The organism is Streptomyces sp. NPDC126503 (genome assembly GCF_040302405.1).
In the GTDB taxonomy this organism is placed as follows: Bacteria; Actinomycetota; Actinomycetes; order Streptomycetales; family Streptomycetaceae; genus Streptomyces; species Streptomyces gulbargensis.
In genome coordinates this window covers 247004-272741 of sequence record NZ_JBEORS010000005.1, presented here as the reverse complement: position 1 = coordinate 272741, position 25738 = coordinate 247004, and the positions used below count along the sequence as shown (strand labels likewise).

General features: G+C 72.7%; 19 protein-coding genes and 1 riboswitch. Of the genes, 14 read left to right on the top strand and 5 right to left on the bottom strand.

Annotated features, from left to right (window positions below; translation table 11 throughout):
• Nucleotides 1–54 precede the first annotated feature (54 nt).
• The 6 genes from ABTY40_RS09720 (at nt 55) to ABTY40_RS09695 (ending at nt 8786) form a co-directional block, all read left to right on the top strand.
• Nucleotides 55–2121, top strand: coding sequence for a glycogen debranching N-terminal domain-containing protein (locus tag ABTY40_RS09720; protein ID WP_352059015.1), 2067 nt, complete (start codon nt 55–57; stop codon nt 2119–2121).
• A 109-nt stretch (nt 2122–2230) separates the two neighbouring features.
• The gene (locus ABTY40_RS09715) at nt 2231–3001 is read left to right on the top strand and encodes an NUDIX hydrolase (RefSeq protein ID WP_352059014.1); all 771 of its coding nucleotides are present in this window, start codon (nt 2231–2233) and stop codon (nt 2999–3001) included.
• A 120-nt stretch (nt 3002–3121) separates the two neighbouring features.
• Complete coding sequence (locus ABTY40_RS09710; RefSeq protein WP_352059013.1) at nt 3122–4864, top strand: ATP-binding cassette domain-containing protein; 1743 nt, start codon at nt 3122–3124, stop codon at nt 4862–4864.
• A 160-nt stretch (nt 4865–5024) separates the two neighbouring features.
• A complete protein-coding gene (locus tag ABTY40_RS09705; RefSeq protein WP_352059012.1) occupies nt 5025–5912 on the top strand; it encodes a FadR/GntR family transcriptional regulator in 888 nt (295 codons plus the stop codon).
• A gap of 375 nt (nt 5913–6287) precedes the next feature.
• Nucleotides 6288–7838 (top strand): RNA polymerase sigma factor, encoded by a 1551-nt coding sequence (locus ABTY40_RS09700; RefSeq protein WP_352059011.1) that lies wholly within the window; start codon nt 6288–6290, stop codon nt 7836–7838.
• Between the two features lie 129 nt (nt 7839–7967).
• Nucleotides 7968–8786 carry a S1 family peptidase gene (locus ABTY40_RS09695; RefSeq protein WP_352059010.1) on the top strand — a complete coding sequence of 273 codons (819 nt, stop codon included), beginning with the start codon at nt 7968–7970 and terminating at the stop codon, nt 8784–8786.
• Nucleotides 8787–8909: 123 nt separating this feature from the next.
• Here the strand turns inward: ABTY40_RS09695 and ABTY40_RS09690 are convergent, their stop codons facing one another.
• Nucleotides 8910–9140 carry a DUF7455 domain-containing protein gene (locus ABTY40_RS09690; protein ID WP_030211728.1) on the bottom strand — a complete coding sequence of 77 codons (231 nt, stop codon included), beginning with the start codon at nt 9138–9140 and terminating at the stop codon, nt 8910–8912.
• 432 nt (nt 9141–9572) lie between these two features.
• Here ABTY40_RS09690 and ABTY40_RS09685 point away from each other — a divergent pair, with 432 nt between their 5' ends.
• From ABTY40_RS09685 to ABTY40_RS09675, 3 genes are all read left to right on the top strand, one after another.
• Entirely contained in the window at nt 9573–11690 is a 2118-nt protein-coding gene (locus ABTY40_RS09685; protein WP_345284275.1) for a DNA gyrase/topoisomerase IV subunit B, read from the top strand.
• Between the two features lie 217 nt (nt 11691–11907).
• Nucleotides 11908–12384 (top strand): DUF485 domain-containing protein, encoded by a 477-nt coding sequence (locus tag ABTY40_RS09680; protein WP_502990538.1) that lies wholly within the window; start codon nt 11908–11910, stop codon nt 12382–12384.
• Nucleotides 12381–13973: a monocarboxylic acid transporter gene (locus ABTY40_RS09675; RefSeq protein ID WP_352059008.1), complete on the top strand. Its 1593-nt coding sequence runs from the start codon at nt 12381–12383 to the stop codon at nt 13971–13973. The genes ABTY40_RS09680 and ABTY40_RS09675 overlap by 4 nt, the downstream gene beginning before the upstream one ends.
• Before the next feature lie 44 nt (nt 13974–14017).
• Here ABTY40_RS09675 and ABTY40_RS09670 read toward each other — a convergent pair whose 3' ends face one another.
• Nucleotides 14018–14710: a DUF7342 family protein gene (locus ABTY40_RS09670; protein WP_352059007.1), complete on the bottom strand. Its 693-nt coding sequence runs from the start codon at nt 14708–14710 to the stop codon at nt 14018–14020.
• Nucleotides 14707–16392, bottom strand: a complete 1686-nt coding sequence (locus tag ABTY40_RS09665; RefSeq protein WP_352059006.1) for an ATP-binding protein — start codon at nt 16390–16392, stop codon at nt 14707–14709. Before ABTY40_RS09665 ends, ABTY40_RS09670 begins: the two co-directional genes overlap by 4 nt.
• Before the next feature lie 254 nt (nt 16393–16646).
• Here ABTY40_RS09665 and ABTY40_RS09660 point away from each other — a divergent pair, with 254 nt between their 5' ends.
• On the top strand, nt 16647–17732 hold the full coding sequence (locus ABTY40_RS09660; protein WP_352059005.1) for a CobW family GTP-binding protein: 1086 nt from the start codon (nt 16647–16649) through the stop codon (nt 17730–17732).
• 48 nt (nt 17733–17780) lie between these two features.
• On the opposite strand, the gene ABTY40_RS09655 is transcribed toward ABTY40_RS09660, so the two are convergent.
• Nucleotides 17781–20237, bottom strand: coding sequence for a DNA gyrase/topoisomerase IV subunit A (locus ABTY40_RS09655; protein WP_352059004.1), 2457 nt, complete (start codon nt 20235–20237; stop codon nt 17781–17783).
• A gap of 202 nt (nt 20238–20439) precedes the next feature.
• Between ABTY40_RS09655 and ABTY40_RS09650 the strand changes: the two genes are divergently transcribed.
• The 4 genes from ABTY40_RS09650 (at nt 20440) to ABTY40_RS09635 (ending at nt 25233) form a co-directional block, all read left to right on the top strand.
• On the top strand, nt 20440–21786 hold the full coding sequence (locus ABTY40_RS09650) for a M16 family metallopeptidase (RefSeq protein ID WP_352059003.1): 1347 nt from the start codon (nt 20440–20442) through the stop codon (nt 21784–21786).
• A gap of 26 nt (nt 21787–21812) precedes the next feature.
• Nucleotides 21813–23180, top strand: coding sequence for a M16 family metallopeptidase (locus tag ABTY40_RS09645; RefSeq protein ID WP_352059079.1), 1368 nt, complete (start codon nt 21813–21815; stop codon nt 23178–23180).
• 231 nt (nt 23181–23411) lie between these two features.
• Nucleotides 23412–23576, top strand: a riboswitch (cyclic di-AMP (ydaO/yuaA leader).
• A 10-nt stretch (nt 23577–23586) separates the two neighbouring features.
• Nucleotides 23587–24357 carry a M23 family metallopeptidase gene (locus tag ABTY40_RS09640; protein WP_352059002.1) on the top strand — a complete coding sequence of 257 codons (771 nt, stop codon included), beginning with the start codon at nt 23587–23589 and terminating at the stop codon, nt 24355–24357.
• Between the two features lie 192 nt (nt 24358–24549).
• Complete coding sequence (locus ABTY40_RS09635) at nt 24550–25233, top strand: GntR family transcriptional regulator (RefSeq protein ID WP_352059001.1); 684 nt, start codon at nt 24550–24552, stop codon at nt 25231–25233.
• A 210-nt stretch (nt 25234–25443) separates the two neighbouring features.
• Here the strand turns inward: ABTY40_RS09635 and ABTY40_RS09630 are convergent, their stop codons facing one another.
• The gene (locus tag ABTY40_RS09630; RefSeq protein ID WP_309050903.1) at nt 25444–25725 is read right to left on the bottom strand and encodes an HPr family phosphocarrier protein; all 282 of its coding nucleotides are present in this window, start codon (nt 25723–25725) and stop codon (nt 25444–25446) included.
• Nucleotides 25726–25738 lie beyond the last annotated feature (13 nt).

Below are 25738 nucleotides of genomic sequence, written 5' to 3'. Positions count from 1 at the left end.
CCGCCGACGCCCCGCCGGCCGTCCGGTTCGCACAGAGAGCACCCCCCATCCGTCATGGCCCTCCACCAAGACCCGCCTCCCGGACACCCCGCGGGCCCTCCGGCCGGCTCCAGCCCCACCCTCGCGGGCCTCACGCTCCCGCGCGGGGGAAGGGCGGGGGAGCTGCCGCCGGTCCACGACACGCTCCTCTGCGTCGCCCTGCCCGCCTTCACCGTCAGCGCCCCGCACGGCCAGCTCACCGGACAGGGCGCGGAGGGCGTGTACCGGGAGGGCCGGCGACTCCTCTCCCGCAGCGTTCTGCGGGTCGCCGGACGCGAACCCCTCGCCCTCCAGGGCCGTCTCACCGGCGCCGACCGTGCCGTCTTCCTCGGGGCCCTGCGCCTTCCCGGTGACCTTGGCCCGGACCCCGGTCTCCTCGTCGAGCGCACCCGTGACGCCGACGGCACCGAGCGGATCGTCCTGCGCGGCACCGCCCCCCGTACCTGCCGGCTCCCGGTGGACCTCACTCTGGGGACGGATCTCGCGGACCTGGGAGCGGTGGCGTCCGGTCGGCCGGGCCGCGAACTTGGCGCCAGTGTCCACGGCACGGGGCTGCGCTGGACGGGCGACGGCGGACGCTCCGTCGCCGTCGCCGCGGACCCCCCGCCCATGGACGCGCTGGCGGTCACGGGCGTCCTCCGCTGGGAGTGCGAGCTGGCTCCCGGCAGCACCTTCACGATCGTCCTGCGGGTGCGCCCCGACCGGGGGAGCGGTGCAGGGGCCACCCCTCGCGTCGGCACCGGAAGGCCCGGCGGTCACGTCCTGGCCGAGGCCGTGGCCGAGGGGGACGAACCCCGCGCCGGCGAGCTCCTGCGGACCTCCGTCGGGGATCTGCGCGCCCTGCTCCAGCGCGACCCGGCCCACCCCGCCGACGTCCACCTCGCGGCAGGTGCCCCGTGGCGGTGCGGACCGGTCACCGCCGAAGCGCTGTGGGCCGCCCGCATGGCGCTGCCGCTCGGCACCCGACTCGTCGCGGGCACCCTCAGGGCTCTGGCCCGAGGGCAGCTGGCCGGAGGCGGGCCCGAGTCCGGCCGGATCCCGGGCCCCCTCCGGGACGCGGGGCCGCACCTCCCACCCCGCTGCACCGGCATCGAGGCCACCCTCGCCTTCCCCGCCGTCCTCGCCGAGGCCCGCCGCTGGGGGCTCGCCGCGGCGGACCTCGAGGAGCTGCTGCCGGCGGCCGAACGGTGTCTCCGCTGGCTCCGCCGCACCGCCGCCGCGAGCGGCCTCGTCCCGGACCCCGACCCCGCCGGGCCCTGGCGGGCGGAGACCCAGGCGCACGCCCATCGCGCCGCGCTGCTCGGCGCCGATCTGCTCGACGCCTGCGGTCTGTCCGGCGGGGACGACCTGCGGGACACCGCGCAGGTGCTGCGGGCGCGGTTCCGCCGGGAGTTCTGGATCGACGACCCGGCGGCCGGCCGGCCGGCCGCCGCCCGCACACCGGACGGCCGCGTCTGGCCCCACACCGGCGGCTGGGCGGCCCACCTCCTCGACACCGGACTCCTCGGCGGCGGGCGGTACGCCCCCGGCCTGCTGGACAAGGCCGCCGTGGAACAGGTGGCGCGGCTCCTCGGCGGCCCCGCGCTCGACTCCGGATGGGGACTGCGCAGCCTCGGCGACAAGGAACCCGGACACAACCCCCTCGGCCACCGGGCGGGCGCAGTCCGGGTGCACGACACCGCCGTCGCCGTGGCCGGGCTCGCCGCCGCCGGACACGAGAAGGAGGCCGCCTCCCTGCTGCGCGGCCTCCTCGACGCCGCCGACTCCTTCGGACACCGGCTGCCCGAGATGTACGGCGGGCACCGGCGGACGGCCGGAGCCCGGCCGGTGCCCCACCCCGCCGCCTGCCGGCCGGCCGCCGTCGCCGCGGCCGGGGCGGTGCACGCGCTCACCGCCCTCGCCGGTATCCGTCCCGACGTGCCCGGCGGATCCGTGTCGGTCCACCCGCCGGCCTCCGTGCCGCTCGGCGCCATCCGGCTGTCGGGGCTCGTGGTCGCCGGCCGGCCCTTCGCCGTACGGGTCGGGCGCCGCGGTCTCGGGATGGTCGAGGAAGCCGCGGAAGGCCTGCAGCTGGGGGTGTGACGGAACGCCCGGGGACGGGGACCACGGAAGCCCGTGACGCGGCGGGAACCTCGACGCCGTGGCCGACACGGGGCGTGTTTATCGTCAGGAAGACGACTATGATCGCCGCATGCCTCCCTACGACCCGTCGGCCTTTCCGCCTTTCGCCGTCACCGTCGACCTGGTCGTGCTCACCGTGCGCCGTCACGCGCTCTGCACCCTGGTGGTCCGCCGCGGAGAGCCGCCGTTCCAGGGCAGCTGGGCGCTGCCCGGCGGATTCGTCCGCGCCGACGAGGACCTCGGCGCCGCCGCCGCGCGCGAGCTGCTCGAGGAGACCGGCCTGACCGCCTACGACCCGGCCGCCGCCGAACCCGTACCGGGCAACGGAGCGCACCTGGAGCAGCTGGCGACGTACGGGGCGCCCGACCGGGATCCGCGTATGCGGGTCGTCAGCGTCGCGCACCTGGCGCTCGCGCCCGACCTCCCCGCCCCGCGGGCGGGCGGCGACGCCAACAGCGCCCGCTGGGCCCCGGTCGAGGAGGTGCTCGGGCAGCGGAAGGCCGAGGACGACGATGACGGCCCGTCCGGAGAACTCGCCTTCGACCACGCCAAGATCCTCGCGGACGGAGTGGAACGCGCCCGTTCCAAGATCGAGTACTCCTCGCTCGCCACCGCCTTCTGCCCGCCGGAGTTCACGGTCGGTGAGCTGCGCCGGGTGTACGAGGCGGTCTGGGGCGTCTCCCTCGACCCGCGCAACTTCCACCGGAAGGTGACGGGTACACCCGGCTTCCTGGTCCCGGCCGGCGGCACCACCACCCGTCAGGGAGGGCGGCCCGCCCAGCTGTTCAGGGCGGGCGGTGCGACCCTGCTCAACCCGCCCATGCTGCGCCCCGAGGTCTGACCGGAGCCGGGGCCGCCGCCCCACGACCCCACCCTGCACCGAAAGTCCGAAATGTAGCGTTATCTTGCTGCGGTAGCGCCGCCCTGCCGCGGAGCGGTGACCTCAACCGCGAGAGAAGCGATGCTCCAGGCCATCGGACTCACCAGCACGCCCCGCCGTGACCTCCCTCCGGCTGTGGACGACCTCACCTTCGAGGCCCGGCCGGGCCGCGTGACCGCCCTCCTCGGCCCGCCGGGGTCCGGCAGGACCACGGCCCTCCGGCTCATGCTCGAACTCGAACCGGGCCGGGGGGTCACGTACTTCAGAGGCCGGCCGCTGCACCGGATCGCCCACCCGGCGCGCGAGGTCGGCGTCCTCCTCGGTGACGTCCCCGGGCACCCCCACCGGACGCTGAGGAGCCAGCTGCGCATGCTGGGCGCGGCGGCCGGCGCCCCGGCGGCGCGAGTGCAGGAGCTGGTCCACGCCCTCGGACTCGCCGAGTTCGAAGGAAGCCGCCTCGGCGGCCTCCCGCGCGGTGCGGAACGCCGACTCGGCCTGGCATGCGCCCTGTTGGGCGATCCCCACACCCTGCTGCTCGACGAGCCGACGGCCGGCCTCTCCCCGGCGGAGGGCGCCTGGATCCACCGCCTCCTGCGAGCGCACGCGGACGGCGGCGGGACGGTGCTCTACACCACCGGCGACCGCAGGGACGCCGCCAGGCACGCGGACCGCGTGGTGACCCTCACCGGCGGCCGGCTGGCCGCCGACCAGGACGTCACCGAGTTCACCCGCACCAGGCTGCGCCCCCGGGTCGCCGTCCGCACCCCGCACGCGGCCCGCCTCGCCGCGGCCGTGACCCAGGAAGCGAGGGCCGCCCGCCGCCCGGTCGAGGTGGTCGCGGAGTCCGGCAACCGCCTGTCCGTCTACGGCAGCGACTGCGCGGCGATCGGGGAGACGGCCTTCCGGCACGGCGTGCTCGTCCACCGGCTCACCGACGAGACCGGCCCCGCCCCGGCGGCCGAGCTCCCGGGAGCCGAGGCCGGCCCGGGGCCCGCGCCCGTGTCCTTCAGGCGCGACGCCCCGGCACCCGAGGACGCCGCCCGCAGGCCCGCCCGGTCGCCGCTGCGTCCGCTCCGGTACGAGCTCCGCCGGCTCGCGGGTGTGCCCGCCACCCCCCTCGTCCTGGCCGGAACCCTCGCCGCCTCCGTCGTCTGCGCCCTGCTCCTCGGGCGCGGCGGCCGGGCCGATCTCCCGGCGGTGCTGGCCGGCTGGCCGGCGCTCTTTCCGCTGCCGCCGGCCGCCCTCGGGGCGGGGCTCCTCGGCGCCTTCTCCTTCGGGGAGGAGTACCGCTACCCCGCGCTCACCTCCGCCCTCGGGGCCGTACCCCGCAGGCTCGGACTGCTGCTGGCCAAACTGGCGGTGGCGGCGGCGGTGGCGGTCCTTCTCGGGACGGTGGCCGCGGCGGCCGACCTCGGGGTGCTGAGGCTGTTCTTCGGCGGGGAGTTGAATCCCGTACCGCCGAACTGGCCCTCCATGAGCGCCCGTTGGCTCGGCCTGCTCGTCGGGTGCGCCTGGGCGGGAGTGCTCGGGGCGGGGGTGTTCCGGGCGGCCGCCGCCGGGGTGGCCGCCGTCCTCGCCGTCCCCGTCGCCTTCGTCCCGCTGCTGCAGAAGGTGCTCACGGGGCCCTCGGTCCGCTCGGTCGCCGGACTCCCCGCGCGCCTCCGCGAGTTCGCGGGCCCGCTGTGGTCCCCGGACGCGGACCGCTGGCTGAAGGGGGTGCTGGGCGTGCTCGGACAGCCCTCCGGGGTGGCCCTCTCGCTCACCTTGACCGGTCTGCTCTGCGCGTATGTGCTCACCGGGCTTCGCCGGAACGCCCGTTGGTGATCACTCCGGAGCCGAAATCGGCCGAATCTTCGACAACTCCCATGAAGGGCGCCGTTTATGTCCGGGTAATCGTCAATTGTGTAGCAGGTGCTGATCACCCTTTCGTGTGCTTTTCACCAAAGACCTCAAGGGAGATGGAGGGCACGCCGACAAAGGATGCGTGAGTACCCTTGCGCACACCATGATGACCGCCGCCCGCTCCGTCGAGTCCGGCCTCGGGGCCCCGGGCGATCTCGACCGCTACAGCTACACGGAGGCGCCCGGGGCCGACCGCGTGGCTCCGCCCGCCTGGGAAGGGGTGGAAACCGACCTGGGCCGGGTCGGCCGCCGCGCCACCGGCAGCCGGGGGCGGGGCCTGCACGGCCAGCTCGTCCAGCAGCTCGGCCAGATGATCGTCTCGGGGGACCTCGGCGCGGACCGCCCCCTCGTCCCCGAGGAGATCGGCCAGCGCTTCGAGGTCTCCCGCACGGTCGTGCGCGAGTCGCTGCGCGTCCTGGAGGCCAAGGGGCTCGTCAGCGCCCGCCCCAACGTCGGCACCCGGGTCAGGCCCGTCAGCGACTGGAACCTCCTCGACCCCGACATCATCGAGTGGCGCGCCTACGGCCCCCAGCGTGACGACCAGCGCCGCGAGCTGAACGAGCTGCGCTGGACGATCGAGCCGCTGGCGGCACGCCTCGCCGCCGGCCACGGCCGGGAGGACGTCCAGCAGCGTCTCGCCGACATGGTCGAGATCATGGGCCACGCGTACGCGCAGGGCGACGCCCTCACCTTCTCCCGGGCCGACACCGAGTTCCACTCGCTCCTCATCCAGCTCGCCGGAAATCGGATGCTGGAGCACCTCTCCGGCATCGTGGCCGCGGCGCTCCAGGTCTCCGGGGGCCCGGTCACCGCCTGCGACCGCCCCGGCGAGGCCTGTCTCGCGCACCACGCCCGGATCGCCGACGCGCTCGCCGCGGGTGACGCCCACGGCGCCGAGACGGCCATGCGGCAGCTGCTGACGGTCCACCCCGAGGTGGAGCGCGTCGTTCCCGCCCCCCGCGAACACTGACCGGCGGGCCATGGCCGGGAGTGCGGAAACCCGCGCGTCGCGTGCCGCCGGCCCGAGCGCGGTCCGGGGAGCCCGGCGGGGTTCCCCGGGGAGCGCCAGGCGCCGGCGGCATGGAATGTGTACGTATGCACCTCTTGGACAGGTTCTGTCCTGGGCGGGGTGTGACTCGGGCCACGAAGATTGGGCGTAACACTCCTCCGAGCCGTGCGATGACCTAAGAGGTGACGGCCGAGGAAGGAATACAGCAGCCGACGGAGGCGCTGTGCAGTTCCCCGGTCCAGCCCGCGCCGTCGGCACATTCCCCGCCGACGTCGTCGGCTCCGGCCCGATCAGGGCGGGGCCGGAAGCCGTTTCCATCGTTCCGAGAGGTTGTTCGTGTCGGCCAGCACATCCCGTACGCTCCCGCCGGAGATCGCCGAGTCCGAGTCTGTGATGGCGCTCATCGAGCGGGGAAAGGCTGATGGGCAGATCGCCGGCGATGACGTGCGTCGGGCCTTCGAGGCTGACCAGATTCCGCCAACCCAGTGGAAGAATGTTCTGCGCAGCCTCAATCAGATCCTCGAGGAAGAGGGTGTGACGCTGATGGTCAGTGCAGCGGAGTCGCCGAAGCGCGCCCGCAAGAGCGTCGCAGCGAAGAGTCCTGCCAAGCGCACCGCCACCAAGACCGTCACCGCCAGGTCGACCGTGACGAAGACGACCGTCGCGTCCGGCGCGGCGGCCCCGGCGGCCGAGAGCACCGACCCGTCCGACGAGGTCGGGGTGCCCGCCAAGAAGGCGGCCGCGAAGAAGACCGTCGCCAAGAAGGCCACGGCCAAGAAGACCGTCGCGAAGAAGACGGCCGCCAAGAAGACCGCGTCGAAGAAGGACTCCGACGAGCTGCTCGAGGGTGAGGAGCTGCTCGAGGACGTCGCGCCCGGCAAGGGCGAGGACGAGGAGGCCGAGGGCGAGAACAAGGGCTTCGTCCTGTCCGACGAGGACGAGGACGACGCTCCCGCCCAGCAGGTCGCCGTGGCCGGTGCCACCGCCGACCCGGTCAAGGACTACCTGAAGCAGATCGGCAAGGTCCCGCTGCTCAACGCCGAGCAGGAGGTCGAGCTCGCCAAGCGCATCGAGGCCGGTCTGTTCGCCGAGGACAAGCTGGCCAACTCCGACAAGCTCGCCCCGAAGCTCAAGCGCGAGCTGGAGATCATCGCGGAGGACGGCCGCCGGGCCAAGAACCACCTCCTGGAGGCCAACCTCCGACTGGTGGTCTCGCTGGCCAAGCGCTACACGGGCCGCGGCATGCTGTTCCTGGACCTGATCCAGGAGGGCAACCTGGGTCTGATCCGCGCCGTCGAGAAGTTCGACTACACCAAGGGCTACAAGTTCTCCACGTACGCCACCTGGTGGATCCGTCAGGCGATCACGCGCGCCATGGCCGACCAGGCCCGCACCATCCGTATCCCGGTGCACATGGTCGAGGTCATCAACAAGCTCGCGCGCGTGCAGCGCCAGATGCTCCAGGACCTGGGCCGTGAGCCCACCCCGGAGGAGCTGGCCAAGGAGCTCGACATGACCCCGGAGAAGGTCATCGAGGTCCAGAAGTACGGGCGTGAGCCGATCTCGCTGCACACCCCCCTGGGTGAGGACGGCGACAGCGAGTTCGGTGACCTCATCGAGGACTCCGAGGCGGTCGTTCCGGCCGACGCGGTCAGCTTCACGCTCCTCCAGGAGCAGCTGCACTCCGTCCTGGACACCCTCTCCGAGCGTGAGGCGGGCGTCGTCTCGATGCGCTTCGGTCTCACCGACGGCCAGCCGAAGACGCTGGACGAGATCGGCAAGGTCTACGGCGTGACCCGCGAGCGGATCCGCCAGATCGAGTCGAAGACGATGTCGAAGCTGCGTCACCCGTCGCGTTCGCAGGTTCTGCGCGACTACCTCGACTGATCGAAAGCGCGACCGAAGGGCCCGGCCCCCCGAAAGGGGGAACCGGGCCCTTCGGCGTGCGCGGGTGCGGGCTTTCCGTGTGTGCTGGACGCTGGGTGAACCGACATCAGCGGAGAGTCAGGAGGCTCCATGCGTGGTCCCTTCGCACGAGCAGTGGCAGGTGCCCTGGGCGTGATCGTGGCGGCGGCGGGGCAGGTGGTGGGCGCCTCCCCCGTCGCCGCCGACAGTGTCGTGGTGGGCGGCGGGCCCGCCCGCATCACGGACGCCCCGTGGGTCGTGGCGCTGTCCAGCCGTGACCGGTTCGGGGGTACCCGTGCCGGACAGTTCTGCGGAGGCGTCGTCGTGGCGCCCACCAAGGTGCTCACGGCGGCGCACTGCCTGGGGCGCGAGGTGCTCGGCGGCGAGCCGTGGCAGGTGCGGGACCTGGCGGTCATCGCGGGGCGTGCGGAACTGCGCGGGGAGGGCGGCCAGGAGGTGCGGATCTCCGACACCTGGGTCAACCCGGACTACGATCCGACGACCAACTCCGGCGACCTCGCCGTGCTCACCCTGGCGAACGCGCTGCCGGGGTCGTACGTGATCGGCGTCGCCCGGCCGGGGGACGCCGCCCAGGCGCCCGGCACGCCGGCGGACGTCTACGGCTGGGGTGACACGAGCGGCAACGGGAGTTACGCCTCCACCCTGCGCACCGCGCGCGTGGAGGTGCTGCCGGACGCGGCGTGTGAGCGGGCGTATCCGGAGGGCGGCGGAGTGGCGTACCGGGGCGACACGATGCTGTGCGCGGGTGATCCCCGCGGCGGCAAGGACGCCTGTCAGGGTGACAGCGGTGGCCCGCTGGTGGCCGGGGGGCGGCTCGTCGGCCTCGTGTCCTGGGGGAGCGGCTGCGGGCAGCCGGAGAACCCGGGGGTCTACACGCGGGTCTCGGCGATGCTGCCCGAGCGGTTCTGAGAGCGTCTCCGCACGGGCGGAGGATACGAGAACGGGCGGCCACCCCCCATGTGCGCGGGGGTGGCCGCCCGCCGTCCGGTCAGCGACCGGCCCTTGGCTCGTCGTGGATGATGCGCGGAGGCGTCAGTGCTCGTCGCCCACCGTGCGGGCCGGCACGTCGGTGAGCCGGTCCGTCTCATCCTGTATCTCAACGGCGATCTTCTTGAGTTCCGGCTCGAACTTGCGACCGTGGTGGGCGCAGAAGAGCAAGTCACCTCCGCTGGTCAGGACGACACGCAGGTATGCCTGGGCGCCGCAGCGGTCGCAGCGGTCAGCGGCCGTCAGGGGGCTCGCGGGGGTCAGAACAGTAGTCACGTCGCCTCTTCTCTAGCTCGACGAGCTGTCGTACCAGGGTCAACATCCAACCAGGCCGAAAACGTTCCCGCTCCTGGCTTTTCCTCGAAACTTTTTCCCGAGGTGGCTGTCTGCTGCCGGTTGGCGGCGAATGAGCCGTATTGCGTCGCTCTACGGATTTCGCATTGCTGGTGTCGGTCCGTCCTCCCGGCGCGGACGCCGGTTGTTCATGAGGACGTGCCCGGAGCCTAAATGGTTCATGCCTGGAAGGGAACGTGATGTTCACGTCACCCCTTCGAGGGATCGAACACGCATGCGACCGTGGACTAGCATGAGGAAACCGGAGGGTGGCGTGGCAACGGCTCTACCAGGCATCGGTACCCTCTGACCGGTGAACGACGCCGGGCCTTACCCACCGGGCCAGGATTTCAAATTCAGCGAGGAGCGAACCGCGTGACCGCCGAAACGTCCGTGCCGTCCAGTGCGCTGCTGACCGCAGACCGTGACGGTTCCAACTACACCGCGCGGCACCTGCTCGTACTGGAAGGGCTCGAAGCGGTTCGCAAGCGTCCCGGTATGTACATCGGGTCCACCGACAGCCGCGGCCTGATGCACTGCCTCTGGGAGATCATCGACAACTCGGTCGACGAGGCCCTCGGCGGCTACTGCGACCACATCGAGGTCATCCTCCACGACGACGGGTCGGTCGAGGTCCGGGACAACGGCCGCGGCATCCCCGTCGACGTGGAGCCGAAGACCGGTCTGTCCGGCGTCGAGGTCGTCATGACCAAGCTCCACGCCGGCGGCAAGTTCGGTGGCGGCTCCTACGCCGCCTCCGGTGGTCTGCACGGCGTCGGCGCCTCCGTCGTCAACGCCCTCTCCGCCCGTCTCGACGTCGAGGTCGACCGGAACAGCGCGACCCACGCGATCAGCTTCCGCCGCGGTGTGCCCGGCATCTTCACCGAGCAGGGCGCCGACAGCCCCTTCGACCCGGGCAACGGCCTGCGCAAGACCAAGCGGGTGCCGAAGACGCGCACCGGCACCCGGGTCCGCTACTGGGCCGACCGCCAGATCTTCCTCAAGGACGCCAAGCTCTCCCTGGACACGCTGCACCAGCGCGCCCGGCAGACCGCCTTCCTCGTGCCCGGCCTCACCATCGTCGTCCGCGACGAGCGCGACCTGGACGGGGTGGGCAAGAGCGAGGAGACCTTCCGCTTCGACGGGGGCATCAGCGAGTTCTGCGAGTACCTCGCCCAGGACAAGGCCGTCTGCGACGTCCTGCGCCTCACCGGGCAGGGCACCTTCAAGGAGACCGTCCCCGTCCTCGACGACCGCGGGCACATGACCCCCACCGAGGTCACCCGCGAGCTCGGCGTCGACGTCGCCCTGCGCTGGGGCACCGGGTACGACTCCACGGTCAAGTCCTTCGTCAACATCATCGCCACCCCCAAGGGCGGCACCCACGTCTCCGGCTTCGAGCAGGCCGTCACCAAGACGGTCAACGAGGTGCTGCGCTCCGCCAAGATGCTCCGCGTCGCCGAGGACGACATCGTCAAGGACGACGCCCTGGAGGGCATCACGGCCGTCGTGACGGTCCGCCTCGCCGAGCCGCAGTTCGAGGGGCAGACCAAGGAGGTCCTCGGCACGTCGGCCGCCCGGCGGATCGTGGCGAACGTCGTCGCCAAGGAGCTCAAGGCCTTCCTGACCTCCACGAAGCGGGACGCCAAGGCCCAGGCGCGGGCCGTCCTGGAGAAGGCCGTCGCCGCGGCCCGGACCCGTATCGCCGCCCGGCAGCACAAGGAGGCACAGCGCAGGAAGACCGCGCTGGAGTCCTCCTCCCTGCCGGCCAAGCTCGCCGACTGCCGCAGCGACGACGTGGAGCGCAGCGAGCTGTTCATCGTCGAGGGCGACTCCGCGCTCGGCACGGCCAAGCTCGCCCGCAACAGCGAGTTCCAGGCCCTGCTGCCCATCCGCGGCAAGATCCTCAACGTCCAGAAGTCGTCCGTCGCCGACATGCTGAAGAACGCGGAGTGCGGGGCGATCATCCAGGTCATAGGAGCGGGCTCGGGCCGCACCTTCGACATCGACGCCGCCCGCTACGGCAAGGTCATCATGATGACCGACGCCGACGTCGACGGTTCCCACATCCGCACGCTCCTGCTGACCCTCTTCCAGCGCTACATGCGCCCCATGGTCGAGGCCGGCCGGGTCTTCGCCGCCGTACCCCCGCTGCACCGCATCGAGCTGGTCCAGCCCAAGAAGGGCCAGGACAAGTACGTCTACACGTACTCGGACAACGAGCTGCGGCAGACGCTGCTGGAGTTCCAGCGCAAGGGCGTCCGCTACAAGGACTCCATCCAGCGCTACAAGGGTCTGGGCGAGATGGACGCCGACCAGCTCGCGGAGACCACGATGGATCCGCGCCACCGCACTCTGCGGCGGATCAACATCGGCGACCTGGACTCCGCGGAGCAGGTCTTCGACCTCCTCATGGGCAACGACGTGGCGCCCCGCAAGGAGTTCATCACCAGCTCCGCCGCCACCCTCGACCGCTCGCGCATCGACGCCTGAACCGGCCGGTCCTCCCCGCGGGGGGACCGGCCCGAACGGGGCGGGCCGGGTGGACGCGGTACGCATATCGGCCCGGCCCGGTCAGGACGCGTGGGGGCCAGGTCACCTGATGGGGTGAAGTGAGGGGGGAGAAGAGTCCAAGATCTTCCTGCTCTGTCCATCCTTGGGCAAGCGGCCGAAACGGTTCGCTGACAAGGAGAGTTGGCCGGTGGAGCAGGTGGACAAGCAGGAGGGGACCGGCGTCGCGACGACGCCGGCCGACGACCCCTGGTACGAGGCGGTGCCTTCCGCCGGGGTCACGTACGAGGAGGCCACGGCGCACGGCGCCGGCCCGGCGGACGGGGTGCCCCGGCAGCGGGCCCACAGCGCCGCCGAGATCTATCTGGAGGTCCAGCGGAGCCCCGCGTTCCAGGAGGTGCGCCGCCGCTACCGCCGGTTCGTGTTCCCCGCGACCCTCGCCTTCCTCCTCTGGTACCTCGCCTATGTCGTGGCCGCCACGGCCGCCCCGGGTCTCATGGCCCGCCCCGTCGCGGGGGCGGTCAACGTGGCCATGATCGCGGGACTCGGCCAGTTCCTCACCACCTTCCTCCTCACCTGGGCGTACGCGCGCCACGCACGGCTGCGCCGAGACCGCGCCGCCCTCGAACTGCGCTGGGACACCCAGGAGATGACCCGGGGGGTGGCGCCGCGATGACCGGAAGCCACCAGACCCTGGCACTCGTGCTGTTCAGCGTCTTCGTCGCCGTCACCCTGGGCATCACCACCTGGGTCAGCCGGCACCGGCAGGGCTCCGCCGAGGAGTTCTACGCCGGCGGCAGGCTCTTCTCCCCCCTGGAGAACGGCTTCGCCATCGCCGGCGACTACATGTCCGCCGCCTCCTTCCTCGGCATCTCCGGACTGATCGCGCTCTACGGCTACGACGGCATGCTGTACTCCGTCGGCTTCCTCGTGGCCTGGCTGGTCGTCCTCCTGCTGGTGGCCGAACTGGTCCGCAACTGCGGCCGGTTCACGCTCGCCGACGTCATCGCCGCCCGCATGGCCGAGCGGCCCGTACGGATCGCCGCCGGCAGCTCCTCCGTGGTCGTCTCGGTGCTCTACCTCGTCGCCCAGATGGTCGGCGCGGGCAGCCTGGTCGCCCTGCTCCTCGGCGGTACCAGCGAGGCGGCCCGCTCCTGGACCGTCGTCGGCGTCGGCGCCCTGATGGTGATCTACGTGTCGCTCGGCGGCATGCGCGCCACCACCTGGATCCAGATCGTCAAGGCCGTCCTTCTCATGGCCGGCACGATCACCCTCACCGTGCTCGTCCTGCTCCGCTTCCACGGCGACGTGAACGCCCTGCTCTCCACCGCGGCCGAACGCAGTGGCCACGGCCTGGACTTCCTCGCCCCCGGCCTGCGCTACGGCGGCGACTGGACCGCCCGCCTCGACTTCATCAGCCTCGGCCTCGCCCTCGTCCTGGGCACCGCGGGCCTCCCGCACATCCTGTCGCGCTTCTACACCGTGCCCACCGCCCGGGCGGCCCGCCGGTCCGTCGTCTGGTCCATCGGGCTCATCGGCGGCTTCTACCTGATGACCATCGTCCTCGGCTTCGGAGCGGCCGCCCTCATCGGCCCCGGCGCCGTGCGCGCCTCGCATGCCTCCGGCAACACCGCCGTACCGCTGCTCGCCCTCGACCTCGGCGGAGGCGCCGGCTCCACCGGCGGCACCGTGCTGTTCGCGGTCGTCGCCGCCGTCGCCTTCGCCACCATCCTCGCCGTCGTCGCCGGCATCACCCTGGCCTCCTCGGCCTCGGTCGCCCACGACCTGTACCGGTCGCTGCGCCGCCGCCACTCCACGCCGTACAGCGAGGTGGCCGTGGCCCGGTTCGCCGCCGCGGGGATCGGAGCGGCCGCCATCGGCCTCGGGCTCCTCGCCCGCGACCTCAACGTGGCCTTCCTCGTCGGCCTCGCCTTCGCGGTCGCCGCCTCCGCCAACCTCCCGGTGCTGCTCTACTCCCTCTTCTGGCGCCGGTTCACCACCCGCGGAGCGGTCTGGTCCGTCTACGGCGGCCTGATCCCCGCGGTGCTGCTCGTCCTCTTCTCGCCGGTCGTCTCGGGCAGCCCGGAAGCGGTCTTCCCCGGCCTCGACTTCCACGTCTTCCCGCTGCAGAACCCCGGAGTGGTCTCCATTCCGCTCGGCTTCCTCGCCGGCTGGATCGGCACGGTCACCTCACCCGAGCCGCCCGACGCGGCACGGCACGCCGAGAGCGAGGTCAGGGCGCTGACGGGGGCCGGCGCCGTGTGACACGGTCCGGCGGTCCTCCCGCCGCCGTCAGGGCGCGGGCGAGTTCAGAGGCCCGGCGGCGGGGAGGGCGCCCAGGTGTAGCGGTGTTCGGGACGGCCCGTCTCCCCGTACCGGAGCGAGAGCCGCACCCGGCCGGTGCGTTCCAGGAGCTTGAGGTAGCGCTGCGCGGTCTGGCGGCTGACGCCGGCCCGGTCCGCGATCTCCTGGGCGGAGAGCGGGCCACCGGCGGCGAGCAGCACCTGGCGGACCAGCTCGGCGGTCGTGGGGGAGTGGCCCTTGGGCAGGTCGGGGGCGACCGTCCCGGCCGCCAGCGTGCCGAAGATCCGGTCCACCTCGGCCTGTTCCGCCTCGCCCCCGCCCTCCAGGGCGGTGCGCAGGGACGCGTACGCCTCCAGCTTGGCGCGCAGCCCGGCGAAGTTGAACGGCTTCACCACGTACTGGAGCGCGCCGTGCCGCATCGCGGCCTGCACGGTCGCCACGTCCCGGGCCGCCGTCACCATGATCACGTCGCACTGGTGGCCCCGCGCCCGCAGCTCCCGTACGGCCGCCAGACCGTTCTCGTCCGGCAGGTAATGGTCCAGCAGGACCAGGTCCACAGGGTGCTCGGCCAGGGCGGCCAACGCCTCGGAAGTCGAATGCGCGGTGGCCACGACCCGGAAGCCGGGCACCTTGGCGACGTAGGCCGCGTTGATCCGGGCCACGTGCACGTCGTCGTCCACCACGAGTACGTCGATCACCGTGCCGCCTCCCCCAGGACCTCCGGGGCGGCCGGCGCGGGGTCCGCGGAGGGCTCCGGATCGCTCAGCGCGTCGGGCAGGACCACGGTGAACTCCGCGCCCCCGTCCGGGCCGGAGGCGACCAGGGCGGTGCCGCCGCGGCGCTCGGCGAGCCGGCGCACGAGCGCGAGACCGAGCCCCCGCTTGCCGTGGGACGGCGGTTCCTTCGTGGACCATCCCTCGGTGAAGATCAGCTCCCGGCTCTCCTCCGGGACGCCCGGGCCGGTGTCCGCGACGGTCAGCACGACGGTACGGCCACGGGTGGCGAGCGCCACCTCCACCCGGGCGCCGGGGGCACCGGCGACGGCGTCCAGGGCGTTGTCCACCAGGTTCCCGACGACGGTGACCAGCTCGCGCGGGTCGACCAGCCGGTCCGGAAGCAGGGACTCCGGCGCGATCCGCAGAGAGACGCCGCGCTCGGCGGCCACGGTCGCCTTGCCCACGAGCAGCGCCGCCAGCAGCGGGTCGCGCACCTTCTCCGTGACCTGCTCGGCGGTGGCCCGGTGGACGCCCACGACCTCGGTGACGAACGCGACGGCCTCCTCGTGCATCTCCAGCTCGAGCAGTCCAAGGAGGGTGTGCAGGCGGTTGGCGTGCTCGTGGTCCTGGGCCCGCAGGGCGTCGATCAGACCCCGGGTGGAGTCCAGCTCGCGCCCGAGCCGCTCCAGCTCGGTGCGGTCGCGCAGCGTCACGACGGCGCCCCCGTCGTGCGTGGGCATCCGGTTCGCGACGAGCACCCGGTGCCCCTGGACGGCCACCAGGTCCTCACCCGTCACCCGCCCGGCGAGGACGTCGGCGGTACGGCCCGGGCCGAGCAGCTCCTCCAGCGGGCGCCCCGCCGCCTCGGGACCGAGCCCGAGCAGACGCTGGGCCTCGTCGTTCACGAGCCGTACCGCCCCGGCCCGGTCCAGGGCGACCACGCCCTCCCGGATGCCGTGCAGCATGGCCTCCCGCTCGGCGAGCAGCGCGGAGATGTCGGAGAACGCGAGGTCGTGCGTGCGGCGCTGGAGCCGCCGGGAGATCAGGTACGCCGCGAGGGCGCCCACCGCGAGGGCTCCGCCGGCGTAGGCGAGCAGCCCGGGGATGGCGGCCAGGAGCCGGGCCCGCACGCTGTCGTACTCGATGCCGACCGAGACCGCGCCGACGATCCGCCCGCCGGCGTCCCGCAGCGGTGCCTTGCCGCGCGCCGAGCGGCCGAGGGTGCCGCTGTCGATCTCCATCACCTCGTGACCGGCCAGCGCGGTGCTCGGATCGGTGGAGACCCGCCGGCCGATCTGCGCCGGGTCGGGGTGCGACCAGCGCACGCCGCGCCCGTCCAGGACCACGACGTACTCGGCGCCCGTGGAGAGCCTGACCCGCTCGGCCTCGGCCTGGACCGGGCCGCCCGCCGACGGCGGCGTGGCGGTCAGCTCCGCCGCGAGCCGGGGCGAGGCGGTGCTCTCGGCGATGGCGAGGGCCCGCCGCATGGCCTGGTCGTCGAGCTGGGCGCTCAGCGGGGCCAGGAACAGGCCGGTGGCGAGAACGGTGACGCCCGTCGCGACGGCCAGCTGCATCAGCAGGACCTGCGAGAACACCCGCCGCGGCCATCCGAACCGCAGACGGCGTACGGGGGGCCGCGCGGGGCCGGTCGGTGCGGGGCTCATGCCGGAAACGGTAAGGGGCGACGGCCCACGACCGGAAGTACCGGCTCTCGGGGCGGGTACGGGCCCGGCCCACGGCGCCGGGATCCGGTGCGCCCCGGCTTCCGCTCCGTGCGCGGCGGGGCCGTACCGCGCCGGTCTCCGGCCCCGTACGGCTGCCCGCCGGAATTCGGCCGCCGCGTCCGCCCGCCTATCCTGAACCTTTCCGCGGCGCGCGGGCCGCGGGACAGGACCGAGCACACGAAAGGCACCTCACCTTGACCACCCACCAGATCCCCGTCGTCGTCCTCGCCGGGTTTCTCGGGGCCGGCAAGACCACGCTCCTCAACCACCTCCTGCGGAGCGCACGGGGCACCCGGATCGGGGTCATGGTCAACGACTTCGGCGACATCGGCATCGACGCCATGACCGTCGCCGGACAGGTCGGCTCCACCGTCTCCCTCGGCAACGGCTGCCTGTGCTGCGCCGTGGACGCGAGCGAGCTGGACACCTACCTGGAGGTCCTGACCCGCCCCGAGGCCCGGCTCGACGTGATCGTGATCGAGGCGAGCGGCCTCGCCGAGCCGCAGGAGCTGGTCCGCATGATCCTCGCCAGCGAGAACGAGCGGATCGTGTACGGCGGCCTGGTGGAGGTCGTGGACGCCGCCGAGTTCGACTCCACCCGGCGCCGGCACCCGGAGACCGACCGGCACCTCGCCATCGCCGACCTCGTGGTCGTCAACAAGGCCGACCGGGTCGCCGGGGACGCGCTGCGGGCCGTCCGGGAGACCGTGGCCGGCCTCGCCGGGCGGGCCGCCGTCGTCGAGGCCTCGCACGGGCGGGTGGACCCGGAGCTCCTCTTCGACCGGGTGGTGGCCGAGGGTGAGATCGAGGGCCAGATGTCGATCGAGGACATCCTGTACGGCTCCGGGGACGAGGAGCACGCGCACCCGCACGCGACCTACGAGACGCTCTCCCTCGCCACGGCCGTCCCGCTGCACCCGCGGCGGCTGATGGCCTTCCTGGACTCCCGTCCCGAGGGCCTCTACCGGATCAAGGGCTTCATCGACCTCGGGGCCGCCGACCCGGCCCACCGGTACGCCGTCCACGCCGTCGGCCGCTTCCTGCGCTTCTACCCCGAACCGTGGCCGGAGGGCGAGGAGCGCCTCACCCAGCTCGTCCTCATCGGCTCCGGCATCGACGCGGCGGCCCTCCGCAAGGAACTCGCCGCCTGCGAGCAGCACGGGCCGCAGGACGTCCCCGACGAGCACAGCATGTGGGGCGTCCTGCGGTTCGTCCCCCACCGCGACGAGCCCGAAGAGGCCGACGAGGCCGACGAAGGCGGCGACGCGGCCGAGGCGTGAACCCCGGGGGTCCGGAACCGAGGCCGGGGGCCCCGGCTCCGGACGCGGTCAGGACACCGGGCTCGCGACGACCTCGACCGGCTTGGCGAGCGGCGTGCCCGAGCCGTCGCGGCGCGGGTCCGGCTCGGGCAGTTCCACCGGGGTGCCGTTGCGCTGGGCCGCGCGGGCCGGGGTGGCGCCCGCCCAGGCCAGGACCAGGACGTCCTCGCCCTTCAGGAACCGCTGGCAGCGCACGCCGCCGGTCGCCCGGCCCTTGCGCGGGTACTGGTCGAAGGGCGTCACCTTCGCCGACGTACCGGAGGCGGGCTCCAGGGTGCCGGTGGCGCCCGCGACCGTGAAGACCACGGCGTCGGCCGCCGGGTCCACCGCGGTGAAGGAGATCACCTCGGCGCCCGCCGCCAGCTTGATGCCCGTCATGCCGCCGGCCGGCCGGCCCTGCGGCCGCACCTGGGAGGCCGGGTAGCGCAGCAGCTGGGCGTCGGAGGTGATGAAGACCAGGTCCTCCTCGCCCGTCCGCAGCTCGGTCGCGCCGACGATCCGGTCGCCCTCCTTGAGGGTGATGACCTCCAGCTCGTCCTTGTTCGCCGGGTAGTCCGGCACCACCCGCTTGACCACGCCCTGGAGGGTGCCGATCGCCAGGCCCGGCGAGGCCTCTTCGAGCGTCGTCAGACAGACCACCGTCTCCCCGGGCTCCAGGGAGACGAATTCGGCCAGCGGCGCACCGCCCGCCAGGCTCGGCGCGGCGGCCGTGTCGGGCAGCTGCGGCAGGTCGATCACCGCGAGCCGCAGCAGCCGCCCGGCCGAGGTGACCACGCCGACGTCGCCGCGCTGGGTCGCCGCGACCGCCGAGACGATCACGTCGTGCTTGGCGCGCCTGCCCTCCACCGTCGGCGGCAGCTCCTCGGTCACCGTGCGGGCCAGCAGGCCCGTCGACGAGAGCAGCACCCGGCACGGGTCGTCCGCGACCTCCAGGGAGACCGTCGCGGCCGGCGCGCCCGCCGACTCCAGCAGGACCGTGCGGCGGTCGGTGGCGAACTTCTTGGCGACGGACGCCAGTTCCGAGGAGACCAGCTTGCGCAGCTCGGCGTCGGACTCCAGGATCCCGGTCAGCTCGTCGATCTCGCCGGTGAGCCGGTCGCGCTCGGACTCCAGCTCCAGGCGGTCGAACTTGGTGAGCCGGCGCAGCGGGGTGTCCAGGATGTACTGGGTCTGGACCTCGCTCAGCGAGAAGCGCTCGATGAGGCGCTCCTTCGCCTGCGCGGAGTTCTCGCTCTGCCGGATCAGGCGGATGACCTCGTCGATGTCGAGGAGCGCGACGAGCAGGCCCTCGACCAGGTGGAGCCGGTCGCGCTTCTTGCCGCGGCGGAACTCGGAGCGGCGCCGCACCACCTCGAAGCGGTGGTCGAGGTAGACCTCCAGGAGCTCCTTGAGGCCGAGCGTCAGCGGCTGCCCGTCGACCAGCGCCACGTTGTTGATGCCGAAGGACTCCTCCATCGGCGTCAGCTTGTAGAGCTGCTCCAGGACGGCCTCGGGCACGAAGCCGTTCTTGATCTCGATGACGAGGCGCAGGCCGTGGGCCCGGTCGGTGAGGTCCTTGACGTCGGCGATGCCCTGGAGCTTCTTCGACCCGACCAGGTCCTTGATCTTGGCGATGACCTTCTCGGGGCCGACCGAGAACGGCAGCTCGGTCACGACGATGCCCTTGCGGCGCGCCGTGACGTTCTCCACCGTCGCCGTGGCGCGGATCTTGAAGGTGCCGCGGCCCGACTCGTACGCGTCCTTGATGCCCGCCAGGCCGACGATCCGGCCGCCGGTCGGCAGGTCCGGGCCGGGCACGTACCGCATCAGGGTCTCGAGGTCCGCGTTGGGGTGGCGGATCAGATGGCGGGCGGCCGCGACGACCTCGCCGAGGTTGTGCGGCGGCATGTTCGTGGCCATGCCGACGGCGATGCCGGAGGCGCCGTTGACCAGCAGGTTGGGGTAGGCGGCGGGGAGCGCGACCGGCTCCCGCTCCTGACCGTCGTAGTTCGGCGCGAAGTCGACCGTGTCCTCGTCGATCGAGTCGGTCATCAGGAGCGCGGCCGGAGCCATCCGCGACTCCGTGTACCGCATCGCGGCCGGCGGGTCGTCGTTGCCCAGGGAACCGAAGTTGCCGTGGCCGTCGACGAGGGGGAGGCGCATGGAGAAGGGCTGTGCCATGCGGACCATCGCGTCGTAGATCGAGGCGTCGCCGTGCGGGTGCAGCTTGCCCATGACCTCGCCGACGACGCGCGCGCACTTGACGAAGCCGCGGTCGGGACGGAGCCCCATCTCGTTCATCTGGTAGACGATGCGCCGCTGGACGGGCTTCATGCCGTCGCGGGCGTCGGGCAGCGCGCGCGAGTAGATCACCGAGTACGCGTACTCGAGGAAGGAGCCCTGCATCTCGTCGACGACGTCGATGTCGAGGATTCTCTCCTCGTACGCGTCGTCCGGCGGCGGTGTCTTCGTGCTGCGGCGGGCCATCGCGGCTGCGGCTCCTTCACCAACAAGGTGGATTGCTTCACCAACAAGGTTGTTCTGACGCGGACCATTGTGGACCGTGCCACCGACAACGCGGACCGCGACCCGGACGAGGGACATGGCGGGAGGCCGGGAACTTCGCCAGGTGTCGGCGCGCTTGCATACAGTGGCAGGACTTTTCCACATCGCGATCGAAGGGACGTACATGCCCATGGGTCACACGGCCACGGCCGAGGCCGGCTCCGGCGGCCTGACAGCGACCGAGCACCGGCTGGCGAACGGCCTGCGCGTGGTGCTCTCCGAGGACCACCTGACCCCGGTCGCCGCGGTCTGCCTCTGGTACGACGTCGGTTCGCGCCACGAGGTGCCGGGCCGCACGGGCCTCGCCCACCTCTTCGAGCACCTGATGTTCCAGGGGTCGAAGCAGGTGCACGGCAACGGCCACTTCGAGCTGGTGCAGGGGGCGGGCGGTTCGCTCAACGGCACGACCAGCTTCGAGCGCACCAACTACTTCGAGACCATGCCCGCGCACCAGCTGGAGCTGGCGCTCTGGCTGGAGGCCGACCGCATGGGCTCGCTGCTCGCGGCCCTCGACGAGGAGTCGATGGAGAACCAGCGGGACGTCGTGAAGAACGAGCGCCGCCAGCGGTACGACAACGTGCCCTACGGCACCGCCTTCGAGAAGCTGACGGCGCTGGCCTACCCGGAGGGCCACCCGTACCACCACACCCCGATCGGCTCGATGGCCGACCTGGACGCGGCCACGCTGGAGGACGCGCGGAACTTCTTCCGCACGTACTACGCGCCGAACAACGCGGTGCTGTCGGTGGTCGGCGACATCGACCCGGAGCGGACGCTCGCCTGGATCGAGAAGTACTTCGGTTCCATCCCGTCCCACGACGGGAAGCGGCCGCCGCGCGACGGCTCGCTGCCCGACATCATCGGTGAGCAGCTTCGGGAAGTCGTCGTGGAGGAGGTCCCCGCGCGCGCGATGATGGCCGCCTACCGGCTGCCGCACGACGGCACGCGCGCGTGCGACGCGGCCGACCTCGCCCTGACCGTCCTCGGCGGCGGCGAGTCCTCCCGCCTGCACAACCGGCTGGTCCGCCGCGACCGTACGGCCGTCGCCGCCGGCTTCGGCCTGCTGCGGCTCGCCGGGGCGCCCTCGCTCGGCTGGCTGGACGTCAAGATCTCCGGCGGCGTCGAGGTGCCGCGCGTCGAGGCCGCCGTCGACGAGGAGCTCGCCCGCTTCGCCGCCGAGGGCCCGACGCCCGAGGAGATGGAGCGCGCCCAGGCCCAGCTGGAGCGCGAGTGGCTCGACCGGCTCGGCACGGTCGCCGGCCGCGCCGACGAACTGTGCCGGTACGCCGTTCTGTTCGGCGACCCGCAGCTCGCCCTCACCGCGGTGGACCGGGTGCTGTCGGTCACCGCCGAGGAGGTGCGGGAGGCCGCCGCGGCGCGGCTGCGCCCCGACAACCGCGCGGTGCTCGTCTACGAGCCGCTGAGCACCGAGGAGAACGACGGCGACGAGGAAGAGGGAGCCGACCAGTGAGCGACGCTGCCGTGTCTTTGACCAGCATGGAGTTCCACCCGCGGCCGACGGCCGGCACGGCGAAGCCGTGGGCCTTCCCGGCACCGGAGCGGGGCACGCTCTCCAACGGCCTGACCGTCCTGCGCTGCCACCGCCCCGGCCAGCAGGTCGTCGCCGTGGAGATCTTCCTGGCGGCCCCGCTGGACGCGGAGCCCGCCGGGCTCGACGGCGTGGCGACCATCATGGCCCGCGCCCTGTCCGAGGGCACCGCCGAGCACACCGCCGAGGAGTTCGCGGCGGAGCTGGAGCGGTGCGGCGCCACCCTCGACGCGCACGCGGACCACCCGGGCGTACGGGTCTCCCTGGAGGTCCCGGTCTCCCGGCTGACCAAGGCCCTCGGCCTGCTCGCCGAGGCCCTGATCGCCCCGGCGTTCCTGGAGTCCGAGATCGAGCGCCTGGTGCGCAACCGCCTCGACGAGATCCCGCACGAGACCGCCAACCCGTCCCGCCGGGCGGCCAAGCAGCTCTCCAGGGAACTCTTCCCGGCCGACTCCCGCATCTCCCGGCCGCGCCAGGGTACGGAGGAGACCGTCGCCGCGATCGACGCCGCCGCCGTCCGCGCCTTCTTCGAGGCGCACGTCCGGCCCTCCACGGCCACCGCCGTGGTCGTCGGGGACCTGACCGACGTCGACCTCGACAAGGTGCTCGCCGAGACCCTGGGCGCCTGGACCGGTGAGCAGGCCGAGCCGCGCCCGATGCCGCCGATCACCGCCGACGACACCGGACGGGTCGTCATCGTGAACCGTCCCGGCGCCGTTCAGACGCAGCTGCTCATCGGCCGGGTCGGCCCCGACCGCCACGACAGCGTGTGGCCGGCCCAGGTCCTCGGCACGTACTGCCTCGGCGGCACGCTCACCTCCCGCCTGGACCGCGTCCTGCGCGAGGAGAAGGGCTACACCTACGGGGTGCGGGCCTTCGCGCAGGTGCTGCGCTCCGACGCCGGGGGCAACGGCGCGTCGATGCTCGCCATCAGCGGCTCCGTCGACACCCCCAACACCGGCCCGGCACTTGAGGACCTGTGGAAGGTGCTGCGGACCCTCGCCGCGGAGGGGCTCACGGACGCGGAGCGCGAGACGGCCGTGCAGAACCTGGTGGGCGTGGCGCCGCTCAAGTACGAGACGGCAGCCTCCGTCGCCGGCACGCTCGCCGACCAGGTCGAGCAGCACCTGCCGGACGACTACCAGGCGCAGTTGTACGCGCGGCTCGCCGAGACCGGCACGGTCGAGGCCACGGCCGCGGTCGTCAACGCCTTCCCCGTGGACCGGCTCGTGACCGTCCTGGTGGGCGACGCCGCGCAGATCGAGGAGCCCGTGCGCGCCCTCGGCATCGGCGAGGTGACCGTCGTGACCGGCTGACGGTCGACCGGCCGGCCGGTCCCTTTCACCGGGACTCGGCCGGCGCCGGACGCGAGGACCCTGATGTCACAGGACGTCAGGGTCCTCCGCTTTGTCCGTATTGGGGGCAAGGGTGCGCGTCTGCCCTGTGGTATGTCTTACAAACAGCCTGGTTTGTTTGCCGATTGAAAGACCGTACGCATAGCGTCATGGGCGCTGTCCGCCCGTTGCACGCGCCGCACCCGCGGCATCGGACAGCGATCGCCGAGTCCCCGTCAGGCGCGAGCCTGGGGAGCCGGGGACCCGCACGTAGTCCCTGGGGTGAATCGGACGCCTTCGCCGCGCGCGGAGGGGCCCGTAGGAGACCTTCCTGCTCCGAACCCGTCAGCTAACCCGGTAGGCGAGAAGGAAGGAAAGGACCGTCCTCTTGGCGTTCACCCGTGCCACCGGGAAGCATCGTGCTCCGAGCCGGATGGCGCGCCGCGGCGTGGGCATCGCCGGCGCGGCCACCCTCGCGACCTCCGGCGTCATCGGAACCCTCGCCTCGCCGGCGCTCGCCGCCGACACGGAGGACCGCTCCCCCGAGGACACCGGCCTCACCCGCGTCATCACCGAGGACTCGCTCGCCGACCGCGTCAACGCCCAGGTCGCCGCCCAGGAGCAGGAAGCCTTCGAGACCGCCGCCAAGGAAAAGGCCCGCGCCGAGGCGAAGCGCAAGGCCGAGGCCCGCGCCCAGGAGATCCGCGAGGCCCGCGAGCGCGCCGCCCGTGAGGCCGAGCGCCGCCGCCTCGCCTCCTTCCAGCTCCCGGTCGCCGGCTCGTACGTCTCCACGGGGTACAAGACCGGCGGCTCCCTCTGGTCCTCCGGCAGCCACTCGGGTGTCGACTTCCACGCCGCCTACGGCAGCCGGGTCGTCTCCGTCGGGGCCGGCACCGTCGTCGAGGCCGGCTGGGGCGGCGCGTACGGCAACAACATCGTCATCCGGATGAACGACGGCACGTACACCCAGTACGGTCACCTCGCCTCCATCGAGGTGTACGTCGGTCAGACCGTCGAGCCCGGGGAGCAGATCGGCGTCTCCGGCTCGACCGGCAACTCCACCGGACCGCACCTCCACTTCGAGGCCCGCACCAGCGCCGAGTACGGCTCGGACATCAACCCGGTCGCGTACCTGCGCGCCCGTGGTGTCGCCGTCTGAGGCGCCCGACCGTCAGCTCCACCCCGCCCCGGCTCCCCGCGAGCCGGGGTTTTTCTTCGGCCAAAAGAAAGCCCTGAAAGGGACCGGCCCATCGGAATTTCCCGCCCACTGCCCTAGAGTCGCGTGCAATGAAATCGCGGAAAAGGCACCGAGGGGTGCCGAGCGCTGCGCGGAACAAAGCGGAGGTCGGACATGCGCATTCCCGCGCAATCGGTGTGCACGGCGATCCGGGACGACATCGTCTCGGGGGTTCTGGAGCCCGGCAGCCGGCTGACGGAGGAACAGCTCGCCGGCCGGTACGGCGTCTCGCGCGTCCCGGTCCGCGAGGCCCTGCGGACCCTGGAGTCCGAGGGCTTCGTCGTCAGCCGCCGGCACGCCGGCGCCCATGTCGCCGAGCCCACCGAGCAGGAGGCGGCCGATCTGCTCGACGTCCGGGCGCTGCTCGAACCGCTGGGCGCGGCCCGCGCGGCGCAGCGGCGCACCGAGGCCCATCTGAAGGTGCTGCGCGGCCTGGTCAGGCTGGGACAGGAGCGGGCCCGGCGAGGACAGGGGGAGGATCTGCGCCCGCTCGGCGGCTGGTTCCACGAGACGCTCGCACAGGCCTCCGGCTCACCCGCCCTCGCCGCCCTGCTCACCCAGCTGCGACACAAGATCGCCTGGATGTACGTGGTGGAGCAGCCCGAGCGGCCCGTGGAGGCCTGGGCCGAGCACGGTGCGATCGTCGACGCGGTGGCGCGCGGGGACGCCGAGCGCGCCCGCGCGCTGACGGCGATGCACGCGGAGCACTCGCTGCCGCTGCACCGGCTGAAAAGGCCGGCGCGCGGGCGTGTGAGGGTTACGCAACATGTCGTCAACACGGCGAGTGCGCGGAATTAACACGCGTGCCCTACAAAGGGAGAAGGAAAAGCGGGGGTATTTCGTGCTGCTCGAATATCGCCAGGAGCGCGAAGTGAATTCGGTCGGTCCGCCCCCACGGCGAAAGAAATTATGAGGCGGGCGCACATACGCGAAAGGGCCGGGGCGCCCACGAGCGGACCCCGGCCCTTCGCGGCCACGTGCCGAGCGGCGGGCGGACCCGCGCCGGGCTCAGACGGTCTCGGGAAGCTCCTCGAGACCCTCAGCCACCAGCTTCGCGAGACGGTCCAGAGCGGCCTCGGCGCCCTCCGCGTCCGAAGCGAGCACGATCTCCTCGCCGCCCTGCGCCCCCAGGCCGAGCACCGCGAGCATGGACGCGGCGTTCACCGGGTTGCCGTCGGCCTTGGCGATCGTCACCGGAACGCCGGAGGCCATGGCGGCACGGACGAAGATGGAGGCGGGGCGGGCGTGCAGGCCCTCGGCCCAGCCGACGTTGACGCGGCGCTCAGCCATGGTGTTGCCCTTC